Origin of the sequence: Klebsiella sp. 64 (genome assembly GCF_018223915.1) — a bacterium.
Taxonomy (GTDB): Bacteria; Pseudomonadota; Gammaproteobacteria; order Enterobacterales; family Enterobacteriaceae; genus Klebsiella; species Klebsiella pneumoniae.
On sequence record NZ_JAGRQZ010000020.1, the window covers coordinates 138,579 to 163,373 of the forward strand.

Annotated in this window: 20 protein-coding genes; 8 read left to right on the forward strand and 12 right to left on the reverse strand. The window is 56.6% G+C overall.

The window, feature by feature from the left end; genetic code table 11:
* The first annotated feature begins 180 nt into the window (after window positions 1-180).
* Window positions 181-1,029 (forward strand): transporter substrate-binding domain-containing protein, encoded by an 849-nt coding sequence (locus KHQ23_RS16165; RefSeq protein WP_015958849.1) that lies wholly within the window; start codon window positions 181-183, stop codon window positions 1,027-1,029.
* 55 nt (window positions 1,030-1,084) lie between these two features.
* On the opposite strand, the gene KHQ23_RS16170 is transcribed toward KHQ23_RS16165, so the two are convergent.
* The 9 genes from KHQ23_RS16170 to speB form a co-directional block, all read right to left on the reverse strand.
* On the reverse strand, window positions 1,085-1,705 hold the full coding sequence (locus tag KHQ23_RS16170; protein WP_015958848.1) for a hypothetical protein: 621 nt from the start codon (window positions 1,703-1,705) through the stop codon (window positions 1,085-1,087).
* Between the two features lie 155 nt (window positions 1,706-1,860).
* On the reverse strand, window positions 1,861-2,655 hold the full coding sequence (locus KHQ23_RS16175) for an SDR family NAD(P)-dependent oxidoreductase (RefSeq protein ID WP_015958847.1): 795 nt from the start codon (window positions 2,653-2,655) through the stop codon (window positions 1,861-1,863).
* 60 nt (window positions 2,656-2,715) lie between these two features.
* Window positions 2,716-3,648: a glyoxylate/hydroxypyruvate reductase A gene (locus KHQ23_RS16180; RefSeq protein WP_015958846.1), complete on the reverse strand. Its 933-nt coding sequence runs from the start codon at window positions 3,646-3,648 to the stop codon at window positions 2,716-2,718.
* A 5-nt stretch (window positions 3,649-3,653) separates the two neighbouring features.
* Window positions 3,654-4,382, reverse strand: coding sequence for a class II aldolase/adducin family protein (locus KHQ23_RS16185; RefSeq protein WP_004174769.1), 729 nt, complete (start codon window positions 4,380-4,382; stop codon window positions 3,654-3,656).
* Window positions 4,383-5,903, reverse strand: coding sequence for an amino acid ABC transporter permease/ATP-binding protein (locus KHQ23_RS16190; protein ID WP_004212910.1), 1,521 nt, complete (start codon window positions 5,901-5,903; stop codon window positions 4,383-4,385).
* 30 nt (window positions 5,904-5,933) lie between these two features.
* Window positions 5,934-6,737: an ABC transporter substrate-binding protein gene (locus tag KHQ23_RS16195; RefSeq protein WP_032434942.1), complete on the reverse strand. Its 804-nt coding sequence runs from the start codon at window positions 6,735-6,737 to the stop codon at window positions 5,934-5,936.
* A 19-nt stretch (window positions 6,738-6,756) separates the two neighbouring features.
* On the reverse strand, window positions 6,757-7,824 hold the full coding sequence (locus KHQ23_RS16200) for an isopenicillin N synthase family oxygenase (RefSeq protein WP_004145695.1): 1,068 nt from the start codon (window positions 7,822-7,824) through the stop codon (window positions 6,757-6,759).
* Window positions 7,821-8,684, reverse strand: a complete 864-nt coding sequence (locus KHQ23_RS16205) for a sugar phosphate isomerase/epimerase (RefSeq protein WP_004145694.1) — start codon at window positions 8,682-8,684, stop codon at window positions 7,821-7,823. Before KHQ23_RS16205 ends, KHQ23_RS16200 begins: the two co-directional genes overlap by 4 nt.
* Before the next feature lie 10 nt (window positions 8,685-8,694).
* On the reverse strand, window positions 8,695-9,645 hold the full coding sequence (speB, locus tag KHQ23_RS16210; RefSeq protein ID WP_015958844.1) for an agmatinase: 951 nt from the start codon (window positions 9,643-9,645) through the stop codon (window positions 8,695-8,697).
* A 115-nt stretch (window positions 9,646-9,760) separates the two neighbouring features.
* On the opposite strand from speB, the gene KHQ23_RS16215 reads away from it, so the two are divergent.
* Both KHQ23_RS16215 and KHQ23_RS16220 read left to right on the forward strand, forming a co-directional pair.
* Complete coding sequence (locus KHQ23_RS16215) at window positions 9,761-10,672, forward strand: LysR family transcriptional regulator (RefSeq protein WP_002914199.1); 912 nt, start codon at window positions 9,761-9,763, stop codon at window positions 10,670-10,672.
* Between the two features lie 398 nt (window positions 10,673-11,070).
* Window positions 11,071-11,550 carry an Rrf2 family transcriptional regulator gene (locus tag KHQ23_RS16220; protein ID WP_000888203.1) on the forward strand — a complete coding sequence of 160 codons (480 nt, stop codon included), beginning with the start codon at window positions 11,071-11,073 and terminating at the stop codon, window positions 11,548-11,550.
* A 69-nt stretch (window positions 11,551-11,619) separates the two neighbouring features.
* Here the strand turns inward: KHQ23_RS16220 and oqxB are convergent, their stop codons facing one another.
* Window positions 11,620-14,772: a multidrug efflux RND transporter permease subunit OqxB gene (gene oqxB / locus KHQ23_RS16225; protein ID WP_015958843.1), complete on the reverse strand. Its 3,153-nt coding sequence runs from the start codon at window positions 14,770-14,772 to the stop codon at window positions 11,620-11,622.
* 23 nt (window positions 14,773-14,795) lie between these two features.
* Complete coding sequence (locus KHQ23_RS16230) at window positions 14,796-15,971, reverse strand: multidrug efflux RND transporter periplasmic adaptor subunit OqxA6 (RefSeq protein WP_047693838.1); 1,176 nt, start codon at window positions 15,969-15,971, stop codon at window positions 14,796-14,798.
* Window positions 15,972-16,304: 333 nt separating this feature from the next.
* On the opposite strand from KHQ23_RS16230, the gene KHQ23_RS16235 reads away from it, so the two are divergent.
* Entirely contained in the window at window positions 16,305-16,667 is a 363-nt protein-coding gene (locus KHQ23_RS16235) for a helix-turn-helix domain-containing protein (protein WP_002914181.1), read from the forward strand.
* 10 nt (window positions 16,668-16,677) lie between these two features.
* Here the strand turns inward: KHQ23_RS16235 and KHQ23_RS16240 are convergent, their stop codons facing one another.
* Complete coding sequence (locus KHQ23_RS16240) at window positions 16,678-17,250, reverse strand: flavin reductase family protein (RefSeq protein ID WP_004174789.1); 573 nt, start codon at window positions 17,248-17,250, stop codon at window positions 16,678-16,680.
* A gap of 211 nt (window positions 17,251-17,461) precedes the next feature.
* On the opposite strand from KHQ23_RS16240, the gene KHQ23_RS16245 reads away from it, so the two are divergent.
* The 4 genes from KHQ23_RS16245 to KHQ23_RS16260 all read left to right on the forward strand — a co-directional run bounded on the left by KHQ23_RS16245 (window position 17,462) and on the right by KHQ23_RS16260 (window position 24,767).
* Window positions 17,462-18,346: a LysR family transcriptional regulator gene (locus KHQ23_RS16245; RefSeq protein WP_002914178.1), complete on the forward strand. Its 885-nt coding sequence runs from the start codon at window positions 17,462-17,464 to the stop codon at window positions 18,344-18,346.
* 124 nt (window positions 18,347-18,470) lie between these two features.
* Window positions 18,471-19,271 (forward strand): hypothetical protein, encoded by an 801-nt coding sequence (locus tag KHQ23_RS16250; RefSeq protein ID WP_015958841.1) that lies wholly within the window; start codon window positions 18,471-18,473, stop codon window positions 19,269-19,271.
* A 739-nt stretch (window positions 19,272-20,010) separates the two neighbouring features.
* Window positions 20,011-21,900: a DUF262 domain-containing protein gene (locus KHQ23_RS16255; protein ID WP_015958840.1), complete on the forward strand. Its 1,890-nt coding sequence runs from the start codon at window positions 20,011-20,013 to the stop codon at window positions 21,898-21,900.
* Between the two features lie 377 nt (window positions 21,901-22,277).
* Window positions 22,278-24,767 carry a hypothetical protein gene (locus tag KHQ23_RS16260; RefSeq protein WP_015958839.1) on the forward strand — a complete coding sequence of 830 codons (2,490 nt, stop codon included), beginning with the start codon at window positions 22,278-22,280 and terminating at the stop codon, window positions 24,765-24,767.
* The last annotated feature ends 28 nt before the right edge of the window (window positions 24,768-24,795 follow it).

The window sequence follows — 24,795 nt, forward strand, 5'->3', positions numbered from 1 at the left end:
GAGAAAAGTAAAATAAACGATAATAAATAATATATTAAACGTATAGCCAGGAATAAAATATGAATGCGCTGCGGGGCATTTTACTGAAAGTCAAAACAACCAGCAAGCTCACAGCGAGAAAGAGGATTAATTAACGTTTTGCCCCACGTCGGGTTGTATGTCCCGGTGTTTAAAAATAGGATGAATGCCCTGGCTCGCGCGGCGGATACTGTGACTGATGCGGCCGGTCACTCTGGCATGAAAAACGATAACTTTAAGGATGGCGAAATGAGACTGACGGTGGGGCTGGCGCTGACGCTGGCGATAATGACCTGCGGCGCCCAGGCGCGCAATATGCAATCCATCGAGCACAGCGGTGAACTGAAGGTGGGCGTGCCGGGCGATTACGCGCCGCTGGCGTTTCGCAATGCCGCCGGCGAACTGCAGGGCTATGACGTGGACATGGCCCGCGATCTCGGGCGCACGCTCGGGCTGAAGGTGAGCTTCGTCTACACCAGCTGGCCCGCGCTCGCCGCCGATCTGCAGGCGGACAAGTTTGATATTGCGATGGGTGGGGTTACCGAGACCCCGGCGCGGGCGCAAGCCTTCGCCCTCAGCCATCCGGTGGTGGCGAACGGAAAAATCGCCTTAGCCAACTGCCAGGCCGCCCCGCGGCTCGGTTCGCTGGAAAAAATTGACCGCCCGGACGTGAAAGTGGTCGTCAACCCTGGCGGCACAAACCAGAGCTTTGTCGATGAGCACATCAAGCAGGCGCAAATTATCCGCGTGCAGAACAATGTCGATAACCTGCAGGCGCTGCGGCAGAAAACGGCCGATATGATGGTGACCGATCTGATTGAAGGCGACTATTACCAGAGCAAAGAGCCCGGCGTGTTCTGCGTTGCTAACGAAACACCGTTCGCCGGCACCGCCAGCAACAAGGTGTATATGATGAGTAAAGATAACCCGGCGCTGCTGGAGAAAGTGAACCAGTGGCTGGATAGCCAGGACAAAGAGGTTCTCAAACGGAAGTGGAAAATTCGCGGTTAACCGCGGCGGCGCGCCACCGCCAGCAGACACGCCCGGCGGTGGCTATCGTCCACGATTAGCGCTGCGGCGACAGTGCCTGTTGCGCCAGACTGCGAAAGTAGCAGGCGTAGCCCAGGGTGGCGGTCAGGCACAGCATATAGCCAAACGACTCGCTGCCTTCCTCGACCGTATTTTTTACCACCCGGGCGTAGTTCTCTTCCAGCACGGCGTACCACAGGCCGTGCATGCCAAACAGCCGCGAGAAGACCAGAATCGCCAGCAGGCCGCTGATCATCATCCCGTAATAGGGCGTGCGGGTATACGCCGCCAGCTGCGACAGAGTCTTACGCAGATGGCGCAACGGCAACAGCAGCGACCCCGCGGTGGCCAGCAGGGCAAACCACACCCAGCTGCCGTGGGAGAGTAAATCAAACAGGCCATCCAGTTCGCGGATCAGCATGGCGAGAAAGAAGCCGCCGATGAGGATATTGCTATAGCGCAAGTGGGCATATTTCCGCGCCAGCAGCAGATGAACCAGCACGATAACGGCCAGCACGCTCTCCTGGACCACTTCGGTGAGCGACACCTCCGGGATGTCGTTGCCAAACACCCGAATATCCACCCACAGGCAGAGTACCGCGAGGGCGGCCGCGACCGCCGCGCCGAAAAAGAAAAGCAAGCTTCGTAACAGAGACATTAACACCACAACTTATGCTTAAAACAAATATCATAAGTTCTGGGAATACATGTTCCTGTTCACTTTGTGCGACTTTGCGGCTGTTTTTTAACATTTTGCGCTTTTTAGCGCCCGGGAAGGCGGCAGGGGAGGGGGCTCCCCTGCATAAAGGGGATTCAGAGAATATCATCCACCACGCCGCCGTCGACGCGCAGCGCGGCGCCGGAGGTGGCTGACGCCTGCGGCGAGCAGACGTAGACCACCATATTGGCGACCTCTGCCACCGAGGCCGCCCGCTGGATCACCGAGCTCGGACGATGGGTCATGACAAACGCTTTCGCCAGTTCCTCCAGCGACTGACCGGTTTTCGCCACTTCGTCTTTCAGCATTTCGGCAAAGCCGTCGGAAATCGTTGGCCCTGGCAGAACGCTGTTAACGGTCACTCCGCTGCCGGCGACATATTTCGCCAGGCCGCGGGCCAGCGACAGCTGCGCGGTCTTGGTGACGCCATAGTGGATCATGTCCGCCGGGATATTGCGCGCCGATTCTGAGGAGATAAACACCACCCGCCCCCAGCCTTTACTGACCATCGCCGGGAGCAGCCCCCGCGACAGGCGTACGCCGGACATGACGTTGGTCTGCCAGTAGTTGTCCCAGGTCGCGTCGTCGGTGGCGTAGAAATCCTGCGGGCCATAGATTCCGGCGTTATTGACCAGAATATCGACACCGGTCACGGCCCGCAGCAGCTGCGCTGCGCCGTCGGCGTCGCTGAGGTCGGCGATGGCGGGGCGCGCCTTCGCGCCCGGCACCTCATTTTGCAGCCGGGCGATCGCGGCGTTCACGCTCTGCTCGCTGCGCCCGTTAAGGATAACCTCTGCGCCGCTCTCCGCCAGGCCTTTGGCGATGGCGAAGCCAATACCCGCCGTGGAGGCGGTGATCAGCGCGACTTTTCCCGCTAAATCAATTTTCATGTTCCTGCCTTCTGGTTGTGGATCTCCTATTAAGCGTAGCAGCGGCGATATAGCCGGGGATCAGTAACCGGCGTGCTTATTGACCAGGTTTTTCAGCGGCAGCCCGCGGCGCTGGCGCTGAATGTTCTCCAGCAGCTGGCGGGCGATCACCTCGGCAGAGGCCGCAGAGGCCATATGCGGGGTGATGACCACCTGCGGATGGCGCCACAGCGGATCGTCCGCCGGCAATGGCTCCTGCGGGAAGACGTCGAGCACCGCCCCGGCGAGCTGGCCGCTCTCCAGCGCCGCCAGCACATCCTCATTGACCATATGCTCCCCGCGGCCGCAATTGATCAACACCGCCCCGGCGGGTAGCCGGTTGAACAGCGGCGCGGCGAGGATACCTCGGGTCTGCGCGGTGAGCGGCAGGAGGTTAATCAGCCCGTCAAGCGACCCGAGGAAGCTGTCGAGCGCCTCCTCGCCGCGATAGCAGGTGACGCCAGCCAACTGCTTTTCACTGCGCGACCAGCCGGAGACCCGATAGCCGAGGCGGGCCAGCTGGTCGGCGATATAGCCGCCAATTTCGCCGAGCCCCATAATGCCGATATGGAAGTCGGCGGCGGCGCGCTGGGGATAGAGCTTCCAGGTTTGGGTCCGCTGGTGGGCCAGCGCCCGGTCGAAATGGCGCTGAAACCACAGGACGCTCCACAGGGCATATTCGAACATGCCGTGGCGAAAATCTTCATCGATCACCCGGCACAGCGGGATCTCGCTGGCGAACAGCGCGGGCGGCAGATGATCGACCCCGGCGGACGCGGCCTGGATCAGCTTCAGCCCCGGCGAACGGGTCAACAGCTGCGGGTCCGGGAACCAGCAGCTGGCGTACTGGGCGTCGCGCGCCGCCTGGTGATGGGGCAGAAGCGCCGTGACGTCGGGAAACTGCTGCAGGGCGGCGCAGATATCGCGGGCGAAATCCGCGTCGTTACAATCCACCACGATAGTGATATCAGACATAGGCGTTAGTCTTTGTAAGAGGTATCGAGACGGTCAAGACGGCGCAGCCACGCCTGCCAGACCTGTTGACGTTCATGCTCCACGCCCATCAGCTGCTCGCAGGCGTGCTGGCTGAGGTGCGGAGCGATGGTGTGGATCGGGCTGAGGGCCGCCAGCTGGGCGGTGGCCATTTGGATCTCGCAGGCGCGGTTCAGGTAGTACATGATGTAAAACGCATCGGCCACGGTGCGGCCCACCGACAGCAGGCCGTGGCTCTGCAGGATCATGGCGATATTATTCCCCAGCGAGCGCTGGATGCGCGCCCGTTCGTCGAGGTCAAAGGCCACCCCTTCATAGGGATGGTAGCCGACGCGCTGGTAAAACTCGGTGCTGATCTGGTTAAGCTGCAGCAGGCCATCCTCGCAGGCGGCCACCGCCATTCCCGGCAGCGTATGGGTGTGGATCACGCAGTGGGCGTCTTCCCGGGCCATATGCACCGCGCTGTGGATGGTAAAGCCCGCCGAGTTAGCTGGCGCGTCGCCCGCTACGACCTTGCCCTGCATATCCACCACGATCAGGTTGCTGGCGGTGACTTCGTCAAACATCATGCCGAAGGGGTTAATTAAAAAACGCGGCTCGCCATCGCCGGGCAGGCGCACGGAGAAGTGGGTGTAGAGGGTATCCTCCCAGCCGAACAGCGCCGCCAGCCGGTAGGCGGCGGCCAACTGCTGGCGCAGGTGTTGCTCAGTTGCCATTTAGCGTACTCCCATAAATTCACGGATTCGTTGCAGAGAAGGGGCCTCTAGCGGGCTGCGGATCACCTGCGGGGCGATATCGGCCTGCACCACGCCGTTCTCCATCAGCACCACGCGGTCGGAAATCGACAGGGCGAAGTCCATCTCGTGAGTGACAATCAGCATGGTCATGCCTTCGCGGGCCAGCGACTGAATGACCTTCAGCACTTCGCCTACCAGCTCCGGATCCAGCGCCGAGGTTGGCTCGTCAAACAGCATAATGTCCGGCTTCAGAGCCAGCGCCCGGGCGATCGCCACGCGCTGCTGCTGGCCGCCGGAGAGCTGTCCGGGGTATTTGTGGGCATGGGCCAGCAGGCCGACGCGGTCGAGCAGCGCCAGGGCCTGCTCGCGGGCGACCGGCTGGTCAAGCAGCTGGTGATAGCGCGGGGCCAGCATCACGTTGTCGAGCACCGTGCGGTGGGGGAACAGGTTGAAGCTCTGGAAGACCATGCCGATGCGCCGCACCCCGGCGCGCATCTGGCGTTTGTCGACGATGGCTCCGCCCTTCAGATAGTCCTCGCCGTAGAGAATGATCTCCCCGCCATCAAGGCTTTCGAGGGCGTTGATGGTGCGGATCAGGGTGGTTTTGCCGGAGCCGGACGGGCCGATGATGCTGATCACCTCCCCGTTCTCCACCTGCAGATCGATGCCTTTCAGCACCTCATGCTGACCCCAGGATTTGCGAATGCCCCGCAGATCGAGCGCTGGCGGCGCGCCGTTGACGGCCGGCGTTTTGATCTCTTCCGTCAGCGCCGGCAGGCTCTGGCGCAGCGCCTGGCATTCCGCCTCGCTGAGGGTTTGCGGACGCTTACGCTGAATATCGAGACGATTTTCCAGCGCCCGGAACAGCCAGGTGAAGACGGTAACCACCATCACGTAGTACACCGCTACCGCCAGCAGGGTCTCCATCACAAGGAAATTCTGCGCATACAAGCGCTGGCCGGTGAGCAGCAGCTCGGGTAAGGAGACCACCGACAGAATCGAGCTCAGCTTAATGATGGTGATGTATTCATTGATCAGCGTCGGTAGCGAGATGCGAAACGCCTGAGGGATCACGATCAGCCGCTGGATGCCGATAAAGCTGAAGCTCAGCGCATGGCCTGCCTCGCTCTGCCCCTTGGCCACCGACAGCAGCCCGCCGCGGTGGATCTCCGCCATATAGGCCGCCTCGGTGACGGTCATCGACACCAGCCCGGCGATAAACGGCACCCCGAGCAGCGGCTGGGTCACCGGAAACAGCTGCGGCAGGTTGTAGACAAACACCAGCAGCACCATCAGCGGCACGCTGCGAAAAAACCAGATATAGAGTTCGACGGGGATCTTGACCCAGCGCGGCGCCGAGAGCTTCGCGCAGGCTAACAGAAAACCGACCACCAGGCCGATCCCCCAGGACAAGGTGCTGATTACGATGACGGTCACGCACGCCTGCCAGAATGCCCCAATGCTAAACAATGAAAAAAAGTATCCCCAATCGAACGCCATACTGACTCCTGTTGCGCAGTGCTTATTGTCTTAATCGATGCTTTCTAAGTTGTATTTTTTGATCAACGCGGCATATTGGCCGTTGGCCTTCAGCGTGGCCAGGGCGGCCTTGATCGCCTCCGCCAGCTCGGTGTTGCCTTTGGCGACGTAGATCCCCAGCGGCAGCGGGTAGACCAGGCGCGTAGAGCTTATCGCCAGGCGGCCGCGGCTCTTGTCGACGATGATCTGCGCTGCCGGGGCAATCTCAAGCTGAGCGCCGATGTTCTTCGACAGCAGCGCCTGCGAGGCTTCCGGCGCCGTCGGGAACTCCTGAATGGTGATGGCCGGTTTGCCGTTTTTCAGGCACCACTCATCGGAGTGTTTTTTCAGGCTGGTCACCCAGGTGGTGCCCGCCTGCAGACCGACCTTCACACCGCACAGCTCATCTTCGGTTTTCGGCTGCACCGCGCCGCCCTTCAGGGCGATGATCGACGCGCCGGAGAGGGCGTAAGGGATGGCGTCGGCCTGTTTCTGGCGCTCCGGCGTCACGTACATCCCGGAGATCACCGCGTCATATTTCTTGCCGATGCCGAGGATCAGGCTGGTGAACTTGGTGTCGATCAGCTGCGGTTTGGCCTGCAGATGTTGGGCGATCAGCGCGGCAAACTCCGGGTCGAGACCGACGATATTGTTATTGCTGTCATAGGACTCAAACGGCGGGTAGGTGACCTCCATTCCCACCTTAAAGACGCCCTCGGTCAGCAGTTCCGCCGCCTGGGTGACAGGGGAAAAACAGGCGCTGACGGCGAGGGTAAGCGCGACATGGCGCGAGATTTTTTTCAGGGTGCTAGTCATCATGGATCCTCACGGGTGGTTAGGGGTTTTTTTGCTGAGCCTGTTTTTTCAAATGGCCAAACGTATTGGTGCCGCGCGCGCGCTCCGGTAGCTGAAGTTCACCGCGATTGACCTTTTCGCGCAGGTAGCGATAGGTTTGCAGGGCCTGGCTCCACATATGCTCCCCGATGCTGAGCTCCTGATATTCACCGGCTTCGCCGGCGGCGAGAAAAGTCGGCAGCGGACGGATCAGCGTGTGGTAATCGCAGGCGAAAAACAGCGGGAAGGAGTACCGCTCCTGCGGCACTTTGCGCACCCGGTGGGCTGTAGCAACAAATGTGCCAGCGCTGAGCACTTCCAGCATGTCGCCGATATTGATCACGAACGCCTCTTCTCCGGCGGCGTTCTTGACGGGAGGTGCATCGATCCACACGCTTTCTTCATTGAGAACTTCAAGGCCGGGCTGGTCGGCGAGCAGCAGGGTGAAGCACTCATAGTCGGTGTGTGCACCAATTCCGGGAACATCTTCGACGCTGGCGTCGAACGGGTAATGGATCAGCCGCAGCTTAGCCGGCGGGCAGGTCACCATCGGTTTGAAATACCCTTCCGGCAGGCCGAGCGCGAGGGCGAAAGCGTCGAACAGACGGTGGCCGAGGGCGAAAACCGCGTCGTAGTAGGCCAGCACCCGCGCGCGGAAATCTGGCAGATCGGGCCACTCGTTGGCGCCGATCAGCGGCGTACCGGCGAGCACCAGCGGATGGTCATCCGCTGCCTGGAAGCCGATATCGAAAGCCTCTTTATGGTCCGGCTTGCCGGAGCCGTAGATCTCTTCTCCTTCCGGAACGTAGCCCTTATGGCTTTTGGAGTGGCCGATGTAATAGTTCATCTTCTCCTCCATCGGCAGGGCGAAGATCTGCTTCGCCGCCTCGCGGACGCCGGCGATCAGCGCCGGGTCGATACCGTGGCCGGTGATGTAGAAAAAGCCCACCTCGCGCGCCGCGCGGCCGATGGCGTCGGCCACCGCCTGACGCCTGGCGAGGTCATCGCCGGCCAGATCGCGGATATCGATGGTCGGGAGTTCAGTAAAAGCGTGCTTCACGGCGGTCATGGCTGCGGTTCCTGTTCAGTGAGCGATAAAAACTGCTGAAAGTGGGCCTGCTGGCGCGTGGCCATCCAGGCGTTGAGCGACCAGAGATCGGCCACCGGAACGTTGGTGAACGGCAGATGGTGCAGATAGCCGTCGGCGCCAAACTCCGGGGTCAGCGTGGTCTGCGGGTAGCCGCGCTGGCGCTGCGAACGCCAGATTTGTTGCCAGAAGCGCTCGGCAAAAGCCAGCGCCGGCTGATACTCAGGCGCCGCCGGGTGCGGCACCTGCGGCCCCTGGTCGTAGCCCACCCGGGCCTGCACGTGATGTACGCGGTCGATAAAGGCGCTGAAGTCATCGCTGGGGTCATCCAGCAGGCGCTCGCTGACCACCACCCAGTGGCTGATGTCGGCGGTAAAGCGCAGCTGGGGGAGCTGCTGAATGATCTCCAGGGTGAGCCACGGGCTGTACAGCGAGGTGGCGCGATGGGTTTCAAAGCTGCAGGTCAAACCAAACCCGGCGGCCAGCTCGTGCGCCTTGCCGAGAAAATCGACCTGCTGCGCCAGCGGCCAGCGATCGTTGCCCGCCAGCAAATTGACAAAGCGCGGGTTGAGGCTGCTGGCCTCGGCGAAGCGGGTCTGCAGGCGCGCCAGATGCTGCTCGGGCGTTTCATGCTGGGCGGGGAGCACCCCGCCGCCGCTGAAAAGAATGGCGATATACTCCAGCCCCGACGCCTGCAGGCGGTCGGCGAGCTGCCGCCGCTCGGCCACCGTTAACGGCACGCGGGCTTCGATGCCGCAGCAGCCGACGCGCTGCAGTTCATCCAGCGTTTGCGGCCAGGGGGTCGTCACTCCCCAGAGAGTGCGAAAGCATTTCAGCTCCATGGCGGCTTCCTCAGGCGTACTTCACGCCGGGCAGGACGCAGAGCATCTCGTACAGCAGGTTGGCCGCCAGCTGGGAGGTATTACCGCTCACGTCGTAGGGGGGCGAGACCTCGACCAGATCGGCGCCAATCAGGTTCAGGCCGCGGCAGCCGCGGACGATCTCCAGCGCCTGAATGGAGCTCAGACCGCCAACTTCCGGCGTCCCGGTTCCTGGAGCCCAGATGGGATCGAGGCTGTCGATATCAAAGCTGAGATACACCGGCCCGTTGCCCATCTGCTGGCGGACTTCGGCCATCAGCGGCGCCAGCGAGGTATGCCAGCACTGCTCCGCCTGCACCAGGCGAAAGCCCTGGTCAACGCCCCACTGGAAGTCGCCGGCGGCATAGCCCTGGGCGCGCTGACCAATCTGCACCACCCGTTTGAGGTCGAGCAGTCCCTCCTCAACGGCGCGGCGGAAGGTGGTGCCGTGGGCGATTTTCTCTCCGAACATCTCATCATTGGTGTCGGTATGGGCGTCGACGTGGATGAGCCCCACCGGACCATGTTTTTTGGTCAGCGCCCGCAGGATCGGCAGGGTAATGGTGTGGTCCCCGCCGAGGGTCAGCGGGATCAGCGGATAACTATTCAAACCAGTGTAGTAATCTTCGATAATTTGCACCGATTTGAGCAGGCTGTAGGTATTGATCGGCACATCGCCGATATCAGCCACCGACAGCGAGTCGAACGGCGCGGCGCCGGTCGCCATATTGTACGGACGGATCATCACCGATTCGGCGCGAATATAGCGTGGTCCGTAGCGCGTGCCCGAGCGCTGCGAGGTGCCGATATCCAGCGGAATGCCGACAAACGCCGCGTCAAGTCCCTGTAAATCTTCAATAAACGGCAGGCGCATCATTGTGGCGCGGCCGGCGAAGCGTGGCATCTCATTGCCACCCTGCGGTTGGTGAAAGAGGTTATCCATGTCTGCTCCTGAATCTGACGGATGAAACGTAACAGGAGAGATAGTGCGCAACCCGCGCTGGACTTTACATCGTCTGGCGTAAATACTCAGTTCATTTATTGGTGAACTAAATACGATGCATCACGACGCCAGCCTCAATATTCGCCAGCTGCAGGTTTTCGAGGCGGTGGCCCGCCTGGAGAGCTACAGCCGGGCCCAGCAGGAGCTGGGTATTTCGGTCTCCGCCATCAGCAATGCGATGTCGCAGCTGGAGGGACAGCTCGGCTTCACCCTCTGCCAGCGCGGGCGCGGCGGCTTTTCTCTGACCGAGAAAGGTCAGCAGTTTTTACAGCAGGCGATCCGCGTACTGAGCGAACTCAATGAGCTGGAGCGGCAGTCGGCGCTGCTCAAAGGGGAGCACAGCGGCACCCTGTGCATCTCGACGCTCGACTCCATCGAGACCGAAACGGCGCTCTCGCTGCCGGTGGTTCTGCGCAGCTTCAGCGACAAATTTCCCCATGTGCATATCAAACTGATTATCCGCACCCCGGCGGAGCAACTGAACGGCGTGCTGAACAACCATATCGACCTGGCTATCGGCAGCTACAACTCGCAGGTGCATAACATCATCAGCGAGCCGCTGTACCGTGAACAGCACTGGCTCTACTGCAGCGATCTGCACCCGATGTTCTTCAGCCGCCAGCTCGATAAAGAGCAGATCAGCCAGTGCCCGCTGGTGACCCGCAGCTACTGGAACACCAGCGATCTCCGCCGTCGGGGCTTCAGCAAAGGGAGCGCCACCGTCGAGACCGTCGACGCCCAGCTGCTGCTGATCCTCTCGGGGAAATATATTGGCTATCTGCCGGAGCATTACGCCTGGCCGTGGATCAAAGAGAACCGCCTGCGGGTGCTGCTGCCCAACGAGTTTGGCTTTCAGTCGCCGTTCTCGGCCATCTGTAAGCGCGGGCGCAGCAATGAACCCTATCTGAAAGCGTTCCGCGATCTGCTGAAGAAAAATACGGTAGCGCGGCCGAAGTGGAATTATTAAGCGGGGCGGGCGCTTCCCTGTGCCGGGGTGGTGATTTTCGCGCTTAGCGCGCTGCCCGGCGGGGGTATGTCCCCTGTTCAAAAAACGAACGGCGGCCGGTAGCCCGCCCGGGCTGCGGCTGCCAGGCAACTGCCTCCAGGTTATCCACAGGGTTAGGCGCCGCTGGTGTGGACAGGTCGCGGCTAGCGGAACAAAGGATGGCGTTTGCGTTAAATAAAACGGTACGAAAGGGAATCTGTGTTTGCCCCGCCTTTGCCCGTGAAATCAGAAAATTTACTTCGCAGGCTAACCGCAGATTGCTTCAAAAAAATTCCCGTATTTGTTATATTGTTGTTCATTGATTATTCACCTCTGCGGTGCCAAAAAGAACAAGATTCACCGCAACCCAGGACACTGCCATGTTAGATTACCGCTTCCCGACAGCTTTGCAGATGGTTCTCAGCGTAGCAATGGCGGAGCAGATGGGTGAACGTTCGACGAGTGCGATTCTGGCCTACGGCCTGGAAGCGAACCCGAGCTTTATCCGTAAACTAATGGTTCCGCTAACTCGTGACGGCATTATCGTCTCCACGCTTGGCCGCAACGGCTCAATTCATCTTGGCCGTCCGGCGGACAAGATCACCCTGCGTGATATCTATCTTTCGGTTATCGAAGATAAAAAACTGTGGGCGTCGCGTCCTGACGTCCCGGCCCGCTGCGTGGTCAGCGCCAACGCCTGCTGGTACTTCAAATCGGTTGCCGACGAAGCAGAGCAGGCTTCGTTAAACGTCCTCGCTCGCCATACCGTGGCCAGCGCGCTGGAGGCGGTCAAAAACGCCGATACCAGCGGCTGCGACCCGGTGCCGGAAATGATCGCCCGCTTTAAAAAAGCGCATTAATCATTTTCTGGTGACGAAAAAAAACCGCCTTCAAATTGTGAAGGCGGTTTTTTTGTTATCTGCTGCAGGCTAGGCGGGCAGATCCTCCTGGACCGGCTTCCTGCGGGTCACCAGTTTCCGCAGCGTCACGTAAAACACCGGCGTCAGGAACAGACCGAAGAGCGTCACGCCCAGCATCCCGGAGAATACCGTGATCCCGGTGACGCCGCGGACTTCCGCCCCCGCGCCGTGGCCGAGGATCAGCGGAATGGTCCCGGCGATAAAGGCGATGGAGGTCATCACGATCGGGCGCAGACGCAGGCGGCATGCCTCCAGCGCCGCTTCCATGATGCCTTTCCCCTGGATCTCCAGCTCGCGGGCAAACTCGACGATCAGAATGGCGTTTTTACAGGCCAGGCCCATCAGGACCACCAGACCCACCTGCACGAAGACGTTGTTATCGCCCCCGGTCAGCCAGACGCCAAACAGCGCGGAGAGCATCGTCATCGGTACGATAAGGATCACCGCCAGCGGCAGGGTCCAGCTTTCATACAGCGCGGCCAGCACGAGGAACGCCAGCAGCACCGCCACCGGGAAGACGATCAGCGCCGTGTTGCCCTGGGTGGCCTGCTGGAAGCTGAGATCCGTCCACTCAATATTCATCCCATTCGGCAGGATCTGCTTCGACAGCTCCTCCAGATGCGTCATCGCCTGTGAAGAAGAGAGGACCCGCGGATCGGCATCGCCAATCAGGTCCGCCGCCGGATAACCGTTGTAGCGGATCACCGGATCCGGCCCGTAGGTGGTACTGATATTCACCATACTGCCGATCGGCACCATTTCGCCCTGATTATTGCGGGTGCGCAGGTTGGCGATATCTTCCACGCTCTCGCGGTATGGCCCATCGGCCTGGGCCATCACGCGCCAGGTACGCCCGAACTGGTTAAAGTCATTGACATAAGACGAGCCGAGATAGGTCTGCAGCGTACCGAATAGCTCGGTTAGCGATACCCCCTGTGCTTTCGCCTTATCGCGATCGACCTGCACGTCCAGCTGCGGCACGTTAGCCTGGTAAGTCGAGATCGGGAAGTGCATCCCCGGCGTTTGCATAATCGCCCCGGACATCGCATTCACCGCGCTTTGCAGCGCGCCATAGCCCAGCCCTCCGCGATCCTGGATGTACAGAGAGTAGCCGGAACCCTGACCCAGTCCTAAAATCGGCGGCGGCAGGATGGAGAAGCCAAAGCCCTGCTGGATTTGCGCGATTTTGGCGTTGATCTCCGCGTTAATTTCCGCCGCCGTGTGTTTGCGCTGGTCGAACGGTTTCAGGCCAAAAAAGACCGTCCCGGTATTCGGCGTGTTGGTGAACTGCAGCGCGTTAAGCCCCGGGAAAGCGACCGCATAGTCGACCCCTTCGGTATTCATCCCGATCTCGCTCATTTTGCGGATCACCGCGTCGGTGCGCGCCAGCGACGACCCTTCCGGCATCTTCACGCCGCCAATGAGATACAGCTTATCCTGGGTGGGAATAAACCCGCCGGGGACGACTTTAAACATCACCCCAGCGGCGCAGAGCAGCAGCAGGTACACCGCAAACACTGCGCCACGGCGTCCAAGCGTTTTGCCTACCAGTCCCTGATAGCCGTTCGAGCTGCGCAGGAAAAAGCGGTTAAACGGACGGAAAATCCAGCCAAACAGGCGATCGATCAGCCGGGTAGGGAGGTCTTTCTTCGCGCCGTGCGGCTTTAACAGCAGGGCCGCCAGCGCCGGGGAGAGCGTCAGCGAGTTGATGGCCGAGATCACCGTCGAGATGGCGATGGTCACCGCGAACTGTTTGTAGAACTGGCCGGTGACCCCGGAGAGAAACGCCATCGGTACGAACACCGCACACAGCACCAGCGCAATGGCGATAATCGGCCCGGAGACCTCACGCATCGCCTGATGCGCCGCGGCAAGCGGCGCAAGCCCCTCTTCGATATTACGCTCGACGTTCTCCACCACCACGATGGCGTCGTCCACCACGATACCAATCGCCAGTACCAGCCCGAACAGGCTCAGGGTATTCAGCGAGAAGCCCAGCAGATAGAGAATGCTGAAGGTACCCACCACCGATACCGGCACCGCGATCAGCGGGATAATCGACGCGCGCCAGGTCTGCAGGAACAGGATCACTACCAGCACCACCAGCACTACCGCCTCCAGCAGCGTCTGCACCACCGCGCGGATGGAGTCGCGGACGAAAACCGTCGGGTCGTACGGCGCCGCCCATTGCATATCTTCCGGGAAGCGGGTGGCCAGCTCGGCCATTTTGGCGCGTACCGCGTTCGACAGATCGATGGCGTTAGCGCCGGGTGACTGGAAGATACCGATCCCGACCGCATCCTTATTGTTGAGCTGGGAGCGCAGCGCATAGCTACCGGAACCCATCTCGATGCGCGCCACGTCGCGCAGGCGGACCAGCGAGCCATCCTGCGCCGTTTTCAGAATGATATTGCCAAACTCTTCTTCGGTATGCAGACGGCCCTGGGCGTTAATGGAGATCAGGAAATCGCTCTCCTGCGGCAGCGGCTCGGCGCCAAGCTGTCCGGCAGACACCTGGACGTTTTGCTCCTGCATCGCCGTCACCACATCCGAGGCCGTCAGACCGCGGGCCGCGACCTTATTGGGATCCAGCCAGACGCGCATCGCATATTCACCGGAGCCAAAAATCTGGATCTGACCGACGCCGGGCAGGCGCGCCAGCTCATCCTTCACTTTCAGCGTGGCGTAGTTGCGCATATACAGCGAGTCGTACTTACCCTTTGGCGAAAACAGATGCACCACCAGGGTCAGCGTCGGAGACTGCTTCTGGGTGGTGATCCCCAGACGGCGTACATCCTCCGGCAGACGCGCTTCGGCCTGCGCGACGCGGTTCTGCACCTGAACCTGCGCCTGATCCGGGTCGGTACCCGGGCGGAAGGTGACGGTGGTGACCAGCACGCCGTCGGAGCCGGCGACCGATTTCATATACATCATGTTTTCAACGCCGTTGATCGCTTCCTCCAGCGGCGTCGCCACGGTCTCGGCAATCACTTTCGGGTTGGCGCCGGGATACTCCGCGCGCACCTGGACGCTCGGCGGGACGACGTCCGGATATTCGCTCACCGGCAGCAGCGGGATAGCGATTAACCCGGTGATAAAAATTAAAATCGACAGCACCGCGGCGAAAATCGGCCTGTCGATAAAAAAGCGGGAAAAGTCCATGTCTTGGATTCTCTGATTAGGGATCAGTTAAGGGTGGCGCTGGAGGTCATGGCAACGGTTTTGGCGTTAACCGGCATACCCGGCATAAACACTTTTTGTAAGCCGTCGACGATGACGCTATCCCCAGGATTCAACCCCTTCTGAACGATGCGTAAACCGTCTGCCAGCCGCCCTGGGGTAATGTCGCGGCGCTGTGCTTTACCATCTTTATCAACGATATAGACGTATTTACGATCCTGATCGGTCAGTACCGCTTTGTCGTCGATCAGCGTGGCTTTGAACTCTGCGCTGCCCGGCAGACGCACGCGGGCAAACAGCCCCGGTGTGAACAGACGCTGCGAGTTATCCAGCAGCGCACGCATGCGGATGGTGCCGGTACTCGGCGTTAACTGATTATCGAGAAAATCCACTTTGCCCTGGTGGGGGTAACCTTCCTCGCCAACCAGGCCAATCTCCACCGGGAGCGCCTGATTATCGCTGGACGCGCCTTGCCCGCGGCGGGCGAGGTTTTGATAGTGGAGGTAGGTTGACTCGTCGACGTCAAAGTAGACGTACACCGTCTTCTGCGAGACCAGGGTGGTGAGCACGCTGGCGGTGTCGCCCGCGGTGACCAGGTTACCGCTGGTGATCAGCGCCCGGCTGGCGCGGCCGTCAATAGGGGCGGTCACTTTGGTGAAGTCGAGGTTAAGCTGCGCGGCATCCACCGCCGCCTGCGCGGAGCGAATGTCGGCCTGCGCCTGAACCGCGGCTGACCGGCGCTGCTCCCACTCTTCACGGGAGACGAGGTTGGTATGGACTAATTTATCGGTGCGGTTCGCCTCGCTTTGCGCCAGGCTGGCCTGCGTTTTGGCTCTTGCCAACGCCGCCTGCGCCTGCTCCAGCGCGGCGCGATAGGTTCTGTCATCTATCGTGAACAGCACCTGGCCCTTTTTCACCTCCTGGCCGTCGGTGTAATTCACTTTATCAATGTATCCCGAGACGCGAGGGCGAAGCTGAACGCTCTCCACCGCTTCAATGCGACCGTTAAAACTATCCCACTGACTGATCGACTTCACCAGCACCTTAGCGGCGCTGACCGTCGGGGCGGGAGGCGCAGCATTCTGCGCGACGCTGTCGTCGCAGCCGACGAGCAGAAAGGAGAGCATCATCGCGCCGAGCGCGGTCAGGTGAATGTTTCCCCAGGTTTTTTGCAGGCTCATTATTTTTATTCCGGTAAATGTAGCCGCCGGGCAAGACGCAGCGTGAGAAGCCGCGCCACTTCCTTTGTCCGGGCTGGCTTAAGGCCATTTGTGTCGATCATCGCCACAAAACTGTAACAATTTCGAATACACTATCGCGGCGATTGTAGGAAGGCGCTTAACTAAGTGCAAGAATAATTGTTGCACTTTATGTGCGGTCCAGGGGGGGATAAAAAACCGCGATCCCGGCGTGGATTTAAATGTAACAATAAAACTTGCATTTTGTGTAAAAACAGGCCACCTTTAAATGCAACTGACAAAGATGCTTTTAACCGGCCGCGAGGGGGTAACATGATGAACACTGGCGCCATCATTCAGGATCTGATCGACTGGATCGACAACCATCTTGATAGCCGTCTGGATATTGACACCGTTGCCCGACGAGCCGGCTATTCGAAGTGGCACCTGCAGCGGATCTTCAAAGAACATACCGGGCAGCCCCTCGGAGAATATATTCGGGCGAAAAAGCTGCAAAAGTCGATCGAACGCTTGGCCCACAGCAACGAGCCGATCCTGAACGTGGCGATTGCCCTCGGCTTTGACTCCCAGCAGTCCTTCAACCGCAGCTTCAAGCGCCAGTACGGCCAGGCGCCCGGCGTCTGGCGCCGGAGTATCAGCCGCTCTGTTGCGCAGACATCTCGTCAGCGATCCGCATGACCGGGGAGGGTCAGTCCTGACCCGGCCCATGATCGAATTTGCTGCCTTTGCCGATGGCATAGAACTGCCCGCCTGCGACATAGTGAACGGTCCGTAGCTCGTCCGGCGCATCATCAAAAATCCAGTGTCCGTTGCGGAATACCCGGTCATCGCTCCAGGCGGCGACGATATCGCCCATAAACAGATTGTGTTGCTGCTGAATGTCCGGGTAGGGCATCACTTTGCACACCAGCCAGCCCGCACAGCCTGCCACAAGAGGAAGATCAAATTCCGGCTGATAAAAGAAGGGGATGGTGTCATTTTTATCCGGCGCGTCGGCATAGCTGCGCCCGCCAGCGTAGAGGACGGTTGCCATCTGGCTGACTACGGGGATCTGCACCACGAAATAGCCGCTCTTTTCCACCAGCTGACGAGTGAAAGCCTGGGTGCCAATATAGGCCACCACTTTTCGCTCGCCTGCCAGCCCAACCCAGGCGGCTGACATGACATTTTCGACGCCATCATATTTTGCGGAAATCATGGTGGTGGACCCGACCTGCAATAAACGATAGGCCTTACTTATTTCGACAGGCTGAACGGACATGGTTTTTCCTTTGTGCATGCTATTTAACGTAATGATTATCTGAATATTTATTGAGGGCATGTTCATTTTCTGGCCCCCTTTCGTAATCCACCGTGCAACGATACGCCAGGCGATTAAGCGTAAAAAGGTGCGTAAATTGTTTTCATTATTCATAATCCACGAATAATCATGCCGTCTGTCGGTAAGCTGCTCGCTACAGGAGAGAAAGAAGGTGGATCGTATTCAGGCTATGCAGATGTTTATGCGCGTCGCGGAGGCAGGAAGCTTCGTGCGTGCCGCGGAAACCCTTTCCCTGCCGGCCTCCACTGTCACCAGTACCATTAAAAACCTTGAAAAATACCTGAAGGTGCGGCTGCTGAACCGGACCACAAGGCGGGTGAGCCTTACCCCGGAAGGGATGCAGTATCTGGCGCAGTGCCGGGAAATTCTCGCCCTCATCGAACATAGTGAATCCACCCTGAGCGAGTCTGTCGCGCGGCCTCAGGGGCGCCTGCGGGTTGATATGCCCGCGGGCATCGCGCATTTCATCGTCATGCCGCATCTGCCGGACTTTTACCGGCGCTATCCCGATATCTACCTGATGATCGGCGTCAGCGATCGCCAGGTCGATCTCATTCAGGAAGGCGTCGACTGCGTGATACGAACGGGAGAGCTGAACAACTCCAGCCTGGTGGCCCGCCCTCTGGGCCGCTTTCGCTGGGTCACCTGCGCGTCACCGGACTATCTTCGGGAATATGGTGTGCCGCCGTCACCGGAGGCGCTCTCTCAGCACCGGGCTGTGCATTATTTCTCCGGTCAGGCGAGGCGGGCCGATGAGTTCCGCTTCGTTCGCCATGGCGAGACCTTTTCTGTACCCGTCAGCGGCAACGCCGCGGTGAATGAAACGGGGCTCTATATAAAAATGTGCCTGGCAGGATTTGGGCTGGCGCAGCTGGCGGAGAATATCGTTGCTGACCACCTGCAGGAGGGGAGACTGGTGGAAGTGCTGACGGACTGGCAGCCGCCCCCGGTACCCGTCACATTGCTCTATCCGCACCAGCGCTTTCTCTCTCCCGCCGTGCGGGCGTTTGCTGAGTGGATGAGCGAGGTGGTTTGAGGGGAGTATTGCTTGCATTTAGCGCTTCGCGATGGAGGGTAGGGTTCCAGCAGAAATATCTGGTCTGCTAATGAATCACTCGATATTCTGTAATGCTTTGTCTTTTTTGTGAACAGGAAAAAGTATGCTTAATACGCTACCCGATTTACACAGAAGTTTTGCAGAGCAACTGAAGCTTAAATTACAGTCTGATTCGCGGATCCACTCCCTTCTCGCCGGCGGCTCGTTTATCCATGGCGGGTTTGATCAATACTCCGATCTGGATTTCGTGGTGGTGATCGACCCTCTCTATTATGACGAAATCATGGCTCAGCGTATGGCGTTCGCCGGAACGCTCGGCCATCTGCTACATGCTTTCACCGGGGAACACGTCGGTGAGCCTCGCCTGCTGATCTGCCTGTTTGGCCCGGAACTTCTGCATGTCGATCTGAAATTTATCACCCTGGACATGCTCACTCAGCGCGTTGAGGAGCCTACCGTGCTATTTACCCGTGATAACGATGCTCTCAAGCGACAGCTGGCAAAATTTAGCGCGCACTGGCCGAACATGACGCCGGAGTGGTTTGAGTCCCGGGCCTGGATCTGGCTGCATTATGCCGTGGTTAAACTGGGCAGGGGGGAACTCTTCGAAGCGCTGGGGATGCTGTCTTTCTTCCGGGAACAAGTGCTGGGACCGATGCTGTTTCGTCGCGCCAATCTACCGCAACGCGGCGTTCGTCGAATAGAAGCCCTCGGCATTGATCCCGATGGCCTGCTGACTTCCACTCTGGCAACGCACGATCGTCACTCTGTCGGGATTGCCATCCGAAGGGCTGCCGACGCTTATGTCAATCTGCGGGCTGATGCGCTGCCTGAGAATATTGCAGACGATGCGGCGCGTCGGGCGGTCCTTGCCATGCTGGACGCGTATTCTCACAAGGGGTAAATCTATCCCTCCGGCCGCGGACGCGGCCGGAGGGTGAAAGGTGTCGTTGGTGGTCTAATTCTGAGAGGGATGGGTTGCCGGGTAATTGGTAACGCGAAAACAACAGAGCTTTTCGTTGGGCCTATCAATGGGCCTAAAAGGTTCGGATTTAATGAGTTCTCTTCAGACTTCGCGGGACAAATTGCAGGCACAAAAAAGCCCGCAGGGCTTGCGCCGTGCGGGTTTTCAGGACTTCATCGGATGACTCTGGTAATCACCGATGGAGAATTTTGCTGGCGTCCTTGTAATTGGTGGGGGAGGTGGTTGAGTTTGTTGGGGATTTTGATTTTTTGCGGTGAAGGAAAGGCGCAAAAAGAGTGGCGATGATGTTGATATGGAAGGGTTTTTTTATCTGATTGATTTTTAAGTTGATTGTTGGGAGTGGGATTTTCCTTGCTAGTTTAGGCTCTGGTGGACGCTACAGGCTTGTCGTTCGTTTCCGAAAGTGAGCGTTTCTGTCGGATAATTCACTCTCTTTAATTTTCTGGCCTGTAGACCATGCTCATCAAATACATACTAATAATCGACGGCGATACAGGGTAAGCGTAAAGTGATAGCCGTCAATGCGGCTATCACTTTACGCTTACCAATAATCTTCGATATCTTAACTGACTTCTACAGGAGCTTGTTACCTGAATAGGTGGTGGCAACCTTACGTTTCTTAAGCTCTTAAAATACTTAACGTTATTATAGGAACCCCATGAAATCAGAGCCGCTTACCGTCAATCAACTCTTCCAGAATCGTCGGCAGTATTGCGTTCCATTTTATCAACGAGCCTATGTATGGACACTAAGAGACCAATGGTCAGCTTTATTAGAAGATATTATCGATAAGGCTGAGAGCAGACTTTCTAAAACAAAACCAACGCCTCACTTCCTCGGGGCCATCGTGCTCGAACCACAATCCAAAGACAGCCTATTGGGGGTGGATACGTCACACATCATTGATGGCCAGCAGCGACTCACCACACTTCAGTATGTTCTTGCTTCCATCCGTCTTGCTCTTCGGGCAACAGGACTTTCCGGCCTGGAGAAGATCGTATTGCCTTGTTTACGCAACATAAACGAAGAGACTATGCGTAATGTAGACGTTGAACGTTTCAAACTTTGGCCGACATTCCGTGATCAAAAAGACTTTATTAAAAGTCTCAACGTTGACTCAGTCGAAGCTCTTCGCGAGGTCTATCCGGAAAACTTCACACAACACGGGACCCTGCGTAAGTATTTCAGCCACCCACCCTCACTGGAAGCATTATGGTTCTTTAGTGACGCTTTTATTCAGTTCATCAACGCGGAAGGGCACCCTGTAGCCTCAAATGCAGAGGCTTTGATTAATGCAGTCCTGACTGACCTCAAAATGATCAACATCACCCTGGAGGAAGGAGATGATGCTCAAATCATTTTTGAAACGTTAAATGGCCGTGGGGCAGAACTTCATGCAACTGATCTCATTCGCAATTACATCTTTATGCGCGCTGTAAGTGACGATATTGATGCTGCGATGTTGTATGAGAATGACTGGAAGCCTTTTGAAGATCCCTACTGGACTGAAAATCAACGCCGTGGTCGTATTTATAAACCCCGACTGGAATGGTTAATTCACGCCACGCTACAGGCTGAAAAACGCAGTGAGGTGGATTTGTCGCGCCTTTACAATGAATTCCGGGACTTTGTGACTAAGGATATGCCTGCGCGCCGCGCCGATCAGCAGGTCGCGCTTCTCACTCGCTATGCTAATCAATATAAAGAACTGATCGGAGATAGTGGTACGACTCCTGTCGCGCGCTTTGGCCGTCGTATTGCAGCCTATGACGTGACGACTATTCATCCTCTTGCGCTCCTGATTTCAGTCACTGATATCTCTGATACCGAAAAGACAATCATGTTTAATGATCTAGTCTCATATGTTGTACGAAGAGCCGTGTGTGGGTTGACACCTAAGAACTACAATAACATATTCATGGCTGTCTTACGGCACCTGGCTAAAACTGCCGTTTCTAGTATTGAGCTACGCTACAGCCTTAAGAATCTGAATGGCGAGGCTTCTCGCTGGCCGACTGACTCAGAATTCCTTAATGCCTGTATCACCGCACAGCTTTATCCTGGCAGGCTTGATACACCGAAGATGCGTATGATGCTGACAGAGCTTGAAGGGGAACTGCGCCGTCAGGTTAAAACAGAGGAACCAGATGTTCCTAAACTTTCCAGCCTTGATATCGATCACCTTATGCCTCAACAGTGGTTCTCTCACTGGCCTCTCGAAAATGGGCAATCTGTTACGGATACAGAAGCATCAGCGGTTGCTCAGATAGTTCTTGCAGGGGCGGAGCTGACGCCTGATCAGGAACTGGTGCGGAAACGGCAGCAAGTAATTGCAACTTTGGGAAATCTTACGTTACTTAACCTCAGCGTGAATCGATCCCTCCAACACTCAGATTTTCTAAAGAAACGCGATGCTTTTCTTGCCCATACCAGCCTGCGTTTGAACGTGCCTCTGACCGTTAAAGACAGATGGGATGAGGAACAAATTCTCTCCCGTGGTGCGTTGCTAGGGAATGCCGCACTTAAAATGTGGCCGCGAGCTGATTAACGTCTTGCGTGAGATTACTTTAAAGCCTGCCGTTTCAACAGTCTAGTTAGGTTGCATCGGACTAAAAAAGGCCGCTTTCGCGGCCTTTTCGTTATAAGACTTACCCTTCTTATTCAGGCCATTCCATTTCTGGTCCGAACTCCGAGAGTGCTCATGTCCCGTCAGCATTGTGCCAAGAGCGGACGTTATTAACTGAACGTAGATTTAATTTTAGGTGTAGATCAATAGCCTCTTTTTCCACACAACATAATGCTTAAACCATTTTTAAACGGCAGGTAAATCAAAGTAGAATGCTTGTAAACGCTCAGTTACGCGGTGCGTGACAAATCGGTTATGCAACCTCAAAGTGAACGTACTACATTCTGACAGGAAGAATTATGGCTCATATCAGCGCCGTCGTAACCCTACGACCAATTCGATTCGCATTCCTCGTTAAACCTAATGACAGTAAACGGTTACTGGAAATCTTCCAAATAAACACATGCCTTTGGGGCGGTAAATTTAACCCTATCATTCCAATTTTTGGCCATGTGCCTAAATGGTGGGATAGGGATGACTACAAACCTGAGAGCGCTTTGCAGATCGTCAATGGCTATCTTGATGCTTTCGAACCTGATTTCCTTGTAGAAGCTGAAGCAGGGCTGGCTAAAGGGTTTGGCTATGACCCAGACCGAGTACTGCAACTTTCAGCCATGCTAAGGCGATCTGATGAACTGCGGGGTCAAGCTGGGCTTGATGTCTTCGACCTATATAAAGATCTGTATAAGAAACAATTTCAATTCGTGCGTCGACATGAGCACAATATCGTGGAACTCATACCTCGGACGAATGCATTGAAGTCGTTCTGTGCTTGCCTATCTGGCAGCTTCCCTGAGGATGAAGACCTTAAATATTTTGGCCAAGGGTTCTGTGATGCTTTTGATCCCAAACAGGTTGAATTATCCCCAGAAGCTCTAGTAGACCTGTACAAGGATGGATTTAATTCAGCACTACAAATCGGTCACTCGAATATTGAGGTTAATTATCATGACAATGCGGATCCAACGCTCTTTGTCATGGATGCACATGACTCGCGCGATCTTATTGACTTCTGGAACCTTCGCGCTATGCGGAAATATGTCCGACCAATTCCACTCCAATGGATTGATGCGCTTTCCCCATACTGCAGAGAATACATTGAAGATTGCCATCGCCCCGTTCGAGGGAATCAATTTGGCTTAATGACTCATGCTACCGTAATGTTTGCAAGATCTATCCCTACTGCGAATATCGAACAACTTTACGCCGACTATTTGCGGGTTAATCAAGATGAGGCAAATAGGCGTCAAGATTGGTATCCACCGATTTGGCGACCATCATCTGGTTTTACAGTTCGCAGTACTCGACCTACTCTATCCTGTGCAGAAAAAACGTTTGACACACAAATCGAAGGTGACCGAACCGAAGTTCGATTTGATTATCTCCATCCAGAATTCACTGAAAGATATGGTGCCAATGATGCTCGCTGGGTGAACGTAGTGAAATTAAAAAATTGGTCAAATACCAGTCGGGCTGCAACCGTTTATCCTTGTAATTACAGGTCGCCCAAGATGCCACGTTTCCAGTCAATACAGAGAAGCATCTTATCTACAACTGAAGGTTTTGTTGTATTTTGCCGTTTCCATAATATGTCCGATCTCTGGCGTTTGAGTGACGGCACAACGGCGATAAGTGAATGGCTAAAAAACAATGGAGTTGAAAGCCAAATCTCCGATGCAGGACAAGCTACACAGCAAATTATTAATACGCTCGGAGGTTTCAGGGGAATTAGTAGTTTTGCTCATGCAGAGATAGTGAAACTTCTCAATAAAATTTCTCGACGGCCCATTTCACCCTCAATTCAACACCAAGAATTTCAGAATAAAATTAATAATGTGGTGAAGGGTGATATATGGCGAAATAAAAATGCTGAAACTTTAGTTGAGCTTGGTGCTGTTGAGCTTGGCTTGGAGTTAAAGTGTGCAAAATGCTCTACTTGGGGATGGCACGCGCTACGCGAACTGGATCTTGTAGTAGCATGCGGCCTTTGCCTAAATAAGTTTAGCTTTCCAATGATCGATCCAAGTTCGAGTCAATTGTCCCGTTGGGCTTACAGGTTGATAGGCCCCTTTGCACTTCCCGATTATGCTCGTGGGGGATACGCCGCATCCCTAACGCTAAGATTTCTCGCCAACACATTTGGAAATCATGATGCCACGATTACATGGTCAACCGGCCAAATACTGACATTGGCCCCAAAACAATATATTGAAGCTGACCTAATACTCTGGCACCGACGCAAAGTTTTCAATGAGCTGGATCACCACGCAGAACTCGTATTTGGAGAGGCAAAAAGCTTTAGGGGCGAGAATTCCGAAGAGAAAAAAGCTGTTGCTGATGCATTTGAAGTTGAAGATGTAGAAAGAATGAAACAACTTGCTATCCGCTTCCCTGGCGCAATTTTGGTTTTTGCAACCATGAAGCAGGCAGGAGATCTTTCCCCGGCCGAAATTCAGCGAATTACAAAACTCGCGTCTTGGGGGCGTGAATACATCCACGAGCGCCGACAAACAAGGGCTCCTGTAATACTCTTAACTGGTCTAGAGCTGTTCGCACCATATTCGCTTTCTCAAGCCTGGGATGCTGCAGGTGGCCGCCATGCTGAAATGGGAAAGGGACACTTCGGCTATACAGATAATCTTCGCGTTCTGGCCGATATGACACAGCAGTTATACCTTAACATGCCGGCATATAGCGAATGGTTACGAGCAAAGTGGGAAAAAAGAAATCAGCGTCGTCAAGTGCGACAAGCTGCTGCGGTGCCAGCACGAGATGCTGGAGATCATTAATGTAATCCAAGAGTGCGGAAAACCGGAT